The sequence below is a fragment of the Calditrichota bacterium genome (genome assembly GCA_014359355.1).
GTDB lineage: Bacteria > Zhuqueibacterota > Zhuqueibacteria > JANLFK01 > Oleimicrobiaceae > Oleimicrobium.
On record JACIZP010000296.1, the window covers coordinates 1 to 9,141 of the forward strand.

9 protein-coding genes are annotated in these 9,141 nt (G+C 61.6%); 2 read left to right on the top strand and 7 right to left on the bottom strand.

Translation table 11 applies throughout. The annotated features are described in order from the left end of the window. Positions 1-286: 286 nt before the first annotated feature. From H5U38_12670 to H5U38_12700, 7 genes are all read right to left on the bottom strand, one after another. Positions 287-772 carry an adenosine-specific kinase gene (locus H5U38_12670; protein MBC7187879.1) on the bottom strand — a complete coding sequence of 162 codons (486 nt, stop codon included), beginning with the start codon at positions 770-772 and terminating at the stop codon, positions 287-289. Between the two features lie 29 nt (positions 773-801). Further along, a complete protein-coding gene (locus H5U38_12675; GenBank protein MBC7187880.1) occupies positions 802-1,731 on the bottom strand; it encodes a hypothetical protein in 930 nt (309 codons plus the stop codon). Positions 1,732-1,822: 91 nt separating this feature from the next. After that, the gene (locus H5U38_12680; protein MBC7187881.1) at positions 1,823-3,130 is read right to left on the bottom strand and encodes a sigma-54-dependent Fis family transcriptional regulator; all 1,308 of its coding nucleotides are present in this window, start codon (positions 3,128-3,130) and stop codon (positions 1,823-1,825) included. A gap of 89 nt (positions 3,131-3,219) precedes the next feature. After that, the gene (locus tag H5U38_12685) at positions 3,220-4,302 is read right to left on the bottom strand and encodes an AAA family ATPase (protein ID MBC7187882.1); all 1,083 of its coding nucleotides are present in this window, start codon (positions 4,300-4,302) and stop codon (positions 3,220-3,222) included. 48 nt (positions 4,303-4,350) lie between these two features. Beyond that, on the bottom strand, positions 4,351-4,584 hold the full coding sequence (locus H5U38_12690) for a hypothetical protein (GenBank protein MBC7187883.1): 234 nt from the start codon (positions 4,582-4,584) through the stop codon (positions 4,351-4,353). A 299-nt stretch (positions 4,585-4,883) separates the two neighbouring features. Further along, positions 4,884-5,372 (bottom strand): NUDIX domain-containing protein, encoded by a 489-nt coding sequence (locus H5U38_12695; GenBank protein MBC7187884.1) that lies wholly within the window; start codon positions 5,370-5,372, stop codon positions 4,884-4,886. A gap of 229 nt (positions 5,373-5,601) precedes the next feature. Continuing rightward, a complete protein-coding gene (locus H5U38_12700) occupies positions 5,602-8,025 on the bottom strand; it encodes an ATP-binding protein (GenBank protein MBC7187885.1) in 2,424 nt (807 codons plus the stop codon). 235 nt (positions 8,026-8,260) lie between these two features. Here H5U38_12700 and H5U38_12705 point away from each other — a divergent pair, with 235 nt between their 5' ends. Continuing rightward, positions 8,261-8,671: a DUF4332 domain-containing protein gene (locus tag H5U38_12705; GenBank protein ID MBC7187886.1), complete on the top strand. Its 411-nt coding sequence runs from the start codon at positions 8,261-8,263 to the stop codon at positions 8,669-8,671. Positions 8,672-8,866: 195 nt separating this feature from the next. Further along, positions 8,867-9,141 (top strand): hypothetical protein (locus H5U38_12710; GenBank protein ID MBC7187887.1); only part of this gene is annotated, 275 nt, incomplete at its 3' end.

The window sequence follows — 9,141 nt, forward strand, 5'->3', positions numbered from 1 at the left end:
GAGACTTGTGCCAAGTCCTCTCATCGTGTAAGAGGCTACACAAAGAAAAGCGGGACATACGTTGCGCCTCATAGGAAAACAAACCCCGATAAGTCGAAATTCAACAACTACAGTACGAAAGGAAACTATAATCCGTATACTGGGAAGAAAGGCACAAGAGATCCGTTTAGGAAATAGTTTGCCAGCCTAACAACGCCCTCGAGCGGACCGCCCGCAAGCGGGTGTCCGGTGAGCTTCAACGTTACCGCACGCCGCTTGGACAGGGCACCACCCCCACTCCGGTCGATCAGCCGAGCTTGTAGCCGATGCGGCGCAGGAAGTCCTGGCGATGCGCAACGTCCTGGGCGGTCTCGACACCGAGCGGGCTCTGGCCATCAACGACGCCAATGATCCCCCGCCCCTGAGCCGTCTCCACCACCAGCACCTCCACCGGGTTGGCCGTGGCGCAGCAGATGTTGACGATCTCCATTACGTCGCGCAACGTACGCAGCACGTTGATCGGGTAGGCATTTCCCAAGAGAAGGACAAACGAGTGCCCCGCGCCAATGGCTAAGGCGTTCTCTTGCGCCAGCTTGATCAGATGCTCGTCGGTGCCGCTAAAGCGCACCAGGCGCGGCCCTGATGACTCGCAGAAGGCAAAGCCGAACTTGATGTTAGGTACCGAGCAGACCAGCGCCTCGTGCACATCCTCGACCGTCTTGATAAAGTGCGACATGCCGATGATGACGTTGACGTCATCGGGCTTCTTGATCTGAACAGTTTTGATCTCCATGCTCTCCCTCCGCAGCGGAGTACCTCCCACTACTCCATGGGACTCCAATCCTTTGCCACCTCGCCGATCCACGTCCAGAGGAAGCGACTGGCCACCCCGAGCGCTGTTGGCAGCGGTTCGTGAGGAGCACTCACCGCAGCGCCCGCAAAGGGGATGCCGCTTTCCTGGAAAACCTTCGCCGCAGCAGCCAGGCCCCGCTCAGTGGAGCCCGGCAACAAGCGCAGACCGTCCTGCGCTGCGCTGGCAAGAGCCTCTTGCCAGCTATCCACCAGCGGCGATGATACAAACTCCAGTTCCGTGCTCACTCCCACCCGATCGAGATGCAAACGCGGCAGAGGATCTGCCGAACCGGCGTCGGTGTATCTCTGCTCAGCCACGAGCAGGTCTCTCAGTGTGAGGTAACTATCCACCGCCATCGCCAAGAGACGTTGGTTCGACCAGAAGAAGCGAGCCGGTCTCGCGCCTCGGAGAGTGGGGTCCCACGTCCAGAGCTCCCCGGGGCGGTACCCGTGGCCGTCTATCCTGCCGGTGTGGCCAATGGTCCAGGCGCTGTTGAGCGCAATGTCGCCGGGGGCGGTGTTGGCCACGTCGCACAGGGTCACGGCCAGCACCACATCAGGACGCCAACCCTGTGGACCGGCATGGGCCATGAGCACGGAGCTTGCCGCTACGTTCTCCGTGCCGGGGGGCAAGCATTCCACGATCACCCGGACTCCTCCGGACCCTTGGCGCTCCACGAGGTGGAACACTCTGCCCATGGGCGCCTCGTACGCGGAAACGCGGCCCCCTTCGCGGCGGGCCGCCGCAAGCAACGAATCGAGCATCTGGGGCTCGGTAAGCTGAACCCCAACTACCAAACGCCGCTCGTGGGGCGTCCCCCGCAGTGACAAGAGCAGCACCGCCACGAACAGCACAAACGTCCCCACCGGGAAGGCAAACGACCTCTGTTCGCGCCTCATCCGCTCTTCCTCCCATCATCATCCGCGCAAATTCTGCCCTTTCCCCGGACCATGGGCTTTGCTCTGCAGCTCCGTCCCCAAATCCTTAACTTCACGGTGGGCGAACGCCAAGTCGCTCCATCATCGAGTACAGCCTGCGGCGTGTCACCCCCAATAGGCGTGCAGCTTCGGTCTTGTTTCCTCCTGCCTTGTCAAGAGCTTTAACGATCAAGCTTCTCTCCACTTCCTCCAGGGACAGCCCTGCGGCGGGGATTTCCACAGGCGAGGACGGTGCTGCGCTGTAGACGATGTGCGCCGGCAAGTCGGCGCGCGTAATCACTCCCCCGCCGGTCATGATCACGGTGCGCTCCACCACGTTCTCCAGCTCGCGCACATTGCCCGGCCAGGTGTAGTGCATCAGGGCTGCCAAGGCATCAGGCTCGATGGCCGCTTTGGGGCCTCCGTACTTTCGCAGAAAGTGGTTGACCAGCTCCGGGATATCCTCGCGACGCTCGCGCAGCGGCGGCAACACGATGGGGAAAACATTGATGCGATAGTAGAGGTCCTCACGGAAAGTGCCGGCGTGGAGCGCTTCCTCCAAGTTGCGATTGGTGGCAGCGATGATGCGGGCGCGTACAGGGATGGGTCTGGTGGCACCCAGCGGCACCATCTCGTGGCTTTGCAGCACGCGAAGGAGCTTGACTTGGGTGGCCAGCGAGACATCGCCGATTTCGTCCAGGAAGAGCGTCCCTTCGCCGGCTGCCTGGAACAATCCCTCCTTTCGTCGATCGGCGCCGGTGAAGGCGCCCTTTTCGTAGCCGAAGAGTTCGCTTTCCAGAAGGCTCTCCGGCAAGGCGCCGCAGCTCACGGCGACGAACGGTTTGTCGGCACGCGGGCTCAGTTCGTGGATGGCTCTGGCGATGAGCTCCTTGCCGGTGCCGCTCTCGCCCCGGAGGAGCACAGTGGCATCGGTGGGGGCCACCTTTTGCACCATGCGGTAGACCTTTTCCATGGCTTCGCTACGCCCCACCACATAGGCAAGTTCGAAGGTGTGGCGCAGCTCCTGCCGCAGGGCCACGTTTTCCTCAGCCAGCTGCCGCTTTTCGATGAGGCGCGCGACTTTGAGGCGGAGCTCATCTGTCTCGAAAGGCTTGATGAGATAGTCGTACGCCCCCTGTTTCATGGCCTCTACTGCGGTCTGAGCGGTGGCGTATGCGGTCATCAGAATGACCTCGACCCCGGGGTGGCGCGCCTTGAGCTCTTTAAGCACCTGCAGGCCGTCCATGCCGGGCATCTTGAGGTCGCAGAGCACCACGTCGAAGGGCTCGCGGGCAAACGTGTCCAACGCGGTCTGACCGTCGAAGGCCATGGCCACGTAGTGTCCATCGGCCTCCAGCGCCGCCTTCAACACCTGGCACATGCGCTGCTCATTGTCGACCACCAACACTCGTCCGCGTCGCACGCCCTTTTCACCTCAGTACCAGGGGAGAGCCCTCGTCCCCGCTGCCCCTACTCCGCCGCAAGGTCGGCCAGCAGCGTCTTTAGCTCGCCAAGGGGAGTGATGCGGCAGGGATACCCGCCGCGCCGCAGGTCGCAGCTTGACCAGCAGGTGCAGCGTGTGCTGCACACCACCTGCGGCCCATTCTGGCCGTCCACCACCGTAATCCTGGCGGACGGCCAGCCGCGGCGCAGGCCACGTCCGGCCAACTCGACTACGCTGCTCAATGGGTCGAGACTGCCGTCAAAGAGCTGGGTCGTCCACGTGCCGTCGCCGTGGCGGGCCCGCGAGAGCCGGCGCAGCTCCCGCAGGAACGGCACATAGCCCCACAGCTCAGTGTGCATGCCTAAGAGGTCGAGAACCATAGCGCGCAACGTTTGCGCCACGCGCTTGTCTCCTTCATCGCGCACGCAGTTGACGACGATTCCCACCCGCACCTTCCGCAAAAGGTTTTCCAACAGGCTGGTCAGGCAATGGCGGCCGCTGTTGAAACCGCCGAGGAGGTCGCGCAGAGGTTTGTCCTCATTGCCACGGCGCTTGCGCAGGAAACGCCACAGCCTCTCCGCCTCGGGACGCCCATGAGCCTCTCGCTCTAAACCGCGGAGCAGGCATGCCTCAAGGAAGCGGAACGAGCCGCGGACCGCTAAGGGTTCAGGAGTGGTCACCACTACCCCGAGGTCCGCAGCCAAGAAACAATCCAGCGTGAACGGGGCAATGCCCGGGCCGAGGTCGACAATCACAAGGCCAGAATTCAGCTTGCGCAGGGTGCGCGCAAGGCGTCCGGCAAGGCCATCGTCTTCGTAAGCATCCGACGGTGTCTGGCAGACGCTCACCAGTTGGAGTTGGCCCCCGGCCATTCCTCGGCGTGGCACCGCGACGGTGTTCAGCAGAGGGCCTTCGCGGGCCGGCCCACCCGCAGGATGCATGAGCGCCGCCGTGAGGTTTTGTCCCCCAAGATCCGCGTCGACAAGGGTGACCGTGTGTCCTTGGGCACACAAACGTTCTGACAAAGCTAAGGCGAGCGTCGTCTTGCCCACGCCGCCTTTGCCGCTGCCCAACGCAACGACCACCCTCTTCCTCCCTATCTTGCTCATAGCAGACCCCTCACACTTCCCATCCCAACCACCCCCGGTCTGCCGGGGTCACTTCAGGTCAAGCTCGGACTGGGTGGGCACAGTCCTCACCTGCTGCGCGAATTCCCGGAGCCGTTCCACTTCTTCCGCGGTGAACAGGCGCCAGCCCCGCCGGTCCTTCTGTTTGGCATCGCGCACCAGGCGGGCGGCCTTCCAGCGGTACCACGTGGCACGACTGATGCCCGCCAGCTCCAAGGCCTCGTGAGTTCTGTAGTAGGTCTTTCCCTTTATCACCAGCGGCATCGCTTGCTCCCCTCCAACCCACCCACTCTCATCATCGTCATTGTCTTGATATATCTTGAGACGGCTTAAGATAATATTTCTCAGCGACAATGTCAAGCACTATTTGCAGGGCCATGCTCATCGACCAAGGGTCTGCTTCGACTGAACAGGGAGGGTCTCGATGGGAGGGGTTCCCAGGCAATTCGGCCATTGGGCCGGTCACCGCCCTGAGGCTGGTCCATAAAGCATGACTTGGGGACAGTGCTTTGCCCGCTGGCCTCCGGTAGGAGTCAGCACAACGCCAGGCCGCGGCATACAGGCTATGGCGCAGCTGCCTGCCGCTCCCCCTGGCGCGCCACAATTGCCACGAGCCTGTCAATGATTGGAACTTGCCCCTGCAGAATCCTCTTCTTCGCCTCGTCGACCTCGAACCAGGCAGCGCGGTCCACCTCGGGAAACTGCTGTATCTTCCCAGAACCCTTTGGCCATTCCAGCGAGAAGGTGTTGCTCACCAGTCGCGTCACGTCAAAGTCCTGCTCCAGAGCCCAGGCGTGGATTATCTTGCCGCTCGGTTGGCGGAACTCCCCCAGGGCAATGGGATTCCCCTGGACTGCTAACCCGGTTTCCTCCTGCAGCTCCCTTAGTGCCGCCTGGAGTGGGTCCTCCGTTTCACTGTACAGGCCCTTTGGTATGGACCAGGCGCCGAGGTCCCTTTTTGCCCAAAATGGCCCGCCAGGATGCACGAGCAGCACTTCGAGCTTGCCGTGCAGGCGCCTGAACAGCAGGATGCCCGCGCTGTGTTGGCTCATCTCCCTTCTCCCCTGTGGCCCCTCTTCGATTCGGGCAATTCGCTCTGCCGTAAAGTGCTCTCGGGGCACGGCGCGCAACTACGCCCTTCACTCCAACGGGCGCGACCTCCGCATTGCTTTCCCCACGGCGAAGGAGACTGCAGCGGTGGGTTCACGCCTTCTCGACACAACGTTCCGGCCGCTTCTCGGAGAAAGGGCCGGCGTGACACTCCGCCCCCGAGTTGGGCTTTCACCATGCAGGCGAGAGCTGTCCGGCCTGGTCCTGCCAATGGGGCACCCAGGCTAAGGCGACCAACGAGACGTTCACATCCGTCTTGCGAGGCCTGAGCACCAGAGCTTCCAGCTTCTCGTTCATGGGGTCGGTGCGCGCCTGCATCTCTTCTATCTCGCGGGCGAGTTGCTGCTCCAACTCTGCCAGCTGCTGCCGCACCTGCTCCAGGTTTTCCTGCGCCCGTCGCACGTCCTGTTCCTCCTTCATCGCCCTGCTGGCCCCGCGGGCGGCAGTAGTTGCGCGTCCGATCGTGGAATGGCTGATGGCCTTTCTTCCCACAAAGGCACCGAGCAGCGTGGTACCCAGCGAGATGGCCGTCTGCATCTTCTGCTGCTTGGCCTGTTCCACCTCTCGCTCCAAAGCCCATTCGGCGCGGCGCACGCGCTCTTGCAGCGACGTCATGCGTGGTGCGTACTTTTGGCGCAAGCGCTCCACCATCTGGTCACGCTGCTCGTGGGCAGCAAGCTGCAGTCGGATGCGAAAGTCCCTCTCCGTCTCGCCCGGCTTGGACACGAGCCCCAAGGACGGGCTGCGCAGGACTTGCAGACTGTGTTTACGGAAGAGCCACTCCTGCAAGTCCTTTTGCCATTCGGCGTAGTTGGCCTTCTTGGTGGCCTCGGCAGGCAGCTCACCGAACACCGCATGCTCGTCTGCGGCTGCCCTCTGCAAGTCGGCTTCGGCCATCTCTACTCGATCGGCGGCGTCCCAGTCGATTAGGGCCGGATGATCGGGCAGCGAAGCAAGGAGCGCCGCAGTCTCCTCGGCGTCGATGTCCAGCTTCCTGTCCAGGTAATACACCTTCGCCAGCCCCAAGAGTTTCGGCTCGTAGCGCAGCACTCTGTCACCTGGTTGTCCTCTGCGCACAGGCAGGAAGTATTCGGGGATGTCCGGCGGCAGCGCTGGCCGCGCCGTTGCTGCCTGCCGTTTCGCACTAACGGTCGGCGTAGCCGCCGCTTGTGCCACCGGCACCGCCTTCTTGCGCTCGTCCATGAGCTGCTTGATCTGCGTCCTGGTCATCGGACCTCGCAGGTAGGACATGACCCAGCGCGTCTCAAAGATGACCGGTTCTTTCTCATGGACGTTGTTCATGAGGAAGATGCGTTTACCCAAGCTGGCCAGCGTCTGCTCCATGCGCTTGCGGTCGAAGCCGCTGCCGAGGTTTGCCCCTTCCAGGCCGTCCAGTAGCCGCTGTTTGTCGCGGTCCGTCTGCAGCCGGCCGATGAACCAGGTGCCGGTGTTGGCCAAGCCCTTGTAGTCCAGGTCCACGGGGTTTTGGGTGGCAAGGACTATCCCCAGGCCGAATGCCCGCGCCTGCTTCAGGAGGGTCATCAGCGGTGCTTTGGCAGGTGGATTGGCCACCGGCGGGAAATAACCAAAGATTTCGTCCATGTAGAACAGTGCGCGCAAGCTACTGGTGCCTGATTGGGTGCGCATCCATCCCAGGAGCTGGCTCAAGAGAAGGGAGACAAAAAACATGCGCTCGGCGTCGTTGAGGTGGGCGATGGAAAAGATGGCCATGCGGGGCTTGCCCTCCGGCGTGTAGAGGATGCGGTCGATGTCCAATGGCTCTCCTTCGAGCCAAGTCTCAAACCCTGGGGCGGCCAGCAAGTTGTTGAGCCGCATGGCCAGCGCAAAGCGGTCTTTCGTGGGGAAAAACGATTCCACATCGAACACACCGATCTTGCTCATCGGTGGGGACTGAATGGCCTGAATGAGCGCGGCAAGCTCCATGTCCTGACCTTGTCGCCAGGCGCGGTCGAGGATGTTGCTGAGCAGAATGTGTTCGCGGCTTTGCAGTGGGTCCGCCTCGATGCCCATCAGGTTGAGCAGGCTGGTCACAGTCGTATTGACGCGCTCGCGCAAGAGCTCGCTATCATCGAGAATCTCTTGGCGAGGAGCAGCAAAAGAGGCAACGATGGACACCGGCAGGCCGGCGGTACTCCCCGGCGTGTAGATGGCAAAATCGGCCGCTTCGCGCAGCCGCCGGATCCGCGCGCCGTCCTGTCCCCATTCGGCCAGGCCCTTCTTCCACAGCTCTGCCTGTTCGCGGGCGTACTCTTCGACAGAAAGGGCCTTCGTGCGCGCATCGTCCTCGTTGACCCAAGGGAGGAACTCTGCGGGACTCAGCTCTGGGAACGTCAGCAGCAAATTGGGGAGATCGCCCTTCGGATCGACGATAATCGCGGGGATGCCATCGAGCGCGGCCTCTTCGAGAAGGCCAATGCACAGGCCCGTCTTGCCGCTACCGGTCATCCCCACACAGACGGCGTGGGTCACCAAGTCCCTGGAGTCGTAGAGCAAGAGCTCGTCGCGGCGCGCCTTTTTCTCCAAGTCATAAAGGCGGCCCAAGTAGAAGACACCCAACTTCTCAAAGTCTTGCATGGCTCTTCCTCCGCAAGGTCAACGAGTAGCAAAGATTCCACGGGTAAAGATATGAACCTCAACGAGAATGTCAAGAGGAATCTTTCCCTTCGCCAGCGAAGCCAGGCCACGCAAAGCTTTGCCAAACAATCCTCCAGTGAAAATATCTGTTGACATTAATCGCAGGAATTGTTAACTTAAAAGCACAACGGAGCGATGGTCGACTGTCGGGTTTACCAGCTGAGGGAGGCTACCCATGGCAAACTACAAGATTGTGGAAATCGAAGGTATCGGCAAATCTCATGCAAACAAGTTGGCCAAGGCCGGAATCACGACGGTGAGCGACCTGCTCGAAAAAGGGGCCACGCGCAAGGGACGCAAGGACTTGGCAGATGCTACCGGCATCGATGAGTCCCTGATCCTGAAGTGGGTGAACGCCGCGGACCTATTCCGCATCCCAGGCATTGGCAGCGAGTACGCCGAGCTGCTGGAGAAGGCGGGTGTGGACAGCGTCAAGGAACTGCGCAACCGCAAGCCTGAGAATCTCCATGCGGCCCTCACCGAGGTGAACGAGAAGCACAAACTCGTGCGGAAGCTGCCCGGACTCAGCCAGGTAGAAGGCTGGGTGCAGGCTGCCAAGCAGCTCGAGCCGGTCATCAAGTACTAAGCGGAGTCGCAGAAGCAAGTTCCATAACAAAACAAGCGGCGCCTCACTTGCTGGGCGCCGCGCGGTTTTCGGGGGAGAAAGGAGGGGTACGGCTCTCCCGCAATCCGTTCAGCCTTCCTCCGCTGCACCACATCGCGCACGTTTCCTGGAAGAACAAACCTGTCACGGCACTTGAAATCACAAGGAGACTATCCAATGGGAACCTTTAGTTTCCTGAAGAACGTAGGTGCAGCAATCTTTGGTGGCGGCAAGAACGAGGCCAAGGAGGTGGAAACGCTGTTGCGCACCGAACTGGGCGACCGCATCAAGAACCTCAAGGTGGAGTTCAAGAACGACACCATCTTCCTCTACGGCCAATGTGATACGCATGCCACCAAGGAGAAGGCCATCTTGCTCGCCGGCAATGGCGGCGCGTTTCCGCGGGCTGGCGGCGCGCGTGGTGAGCGCGGTGGTGTTGGTCCTGGTGGTGG

What these genes read in the sequence shown, in the direction of transcription:
- H5U38_12675 (MBC7187880.1), bottom strand. Translation starts at nt 1,731, where the DNA reads ATGAGGCGCGAACAGAGGTCGTTTGCCTTCCCGGTGGGGACGTTTGTG.
- H5U38_12705 (MBC7187886.1), top strand. Translation starts at nt 8,261, where the DNA reads ATGGCAAACTACAAGATTGTGGAAATCGAAGGTATCGGCAAATCTCAT.
- H5U38_12695 (MBC7187884.1), bottom strand. Translation starts at nt 5,372, where the DNA reads ATGAGCCAACACAGCGCGGGCATCCTGCTGTTCAGGCGCCTGCACGGC.
- H5U38_12690 (MBC7187883.1), bottom strand. Translation starts at nt 4,584, where the DNA reads ATGCCGCTGGTGATAAAGGGAAAGACCTACTACAGAACTCACGAGGCC.
- H5U38_12670 (MBC7187879.1), bottom strand. Translation starts at nt 772, where the DNA reads ATGGAGATCAAAACTGTTCAGATCAAGAAGCCCGATGACGTCAACGTC.
- H5U38_12680 (MBC7187881.1), bottom strand. Translation starts at nt 3,130, where the DNA reads ATGTGCCAGGTGTTGAAGGCGGCGCTGGAGGCCGATGGACACTACGTG.
- H5U38_12700 (MBC7187885.1), bottom strand. Translation starts at nt 8,025, where the DNA reads ATGCAAGACTTTGAGAAGTTGGGTGTCTTCTACTTGGGCCGCCTTTAT.
- H5U38_12685 (MBC7187882.1), bottom strand. Translation starts at nt 4,302, where the DNA reads ATGAGCAAGATAGGGAGGAAGAGGGTGGTCGTTGCGTTGGGCAGCGGC.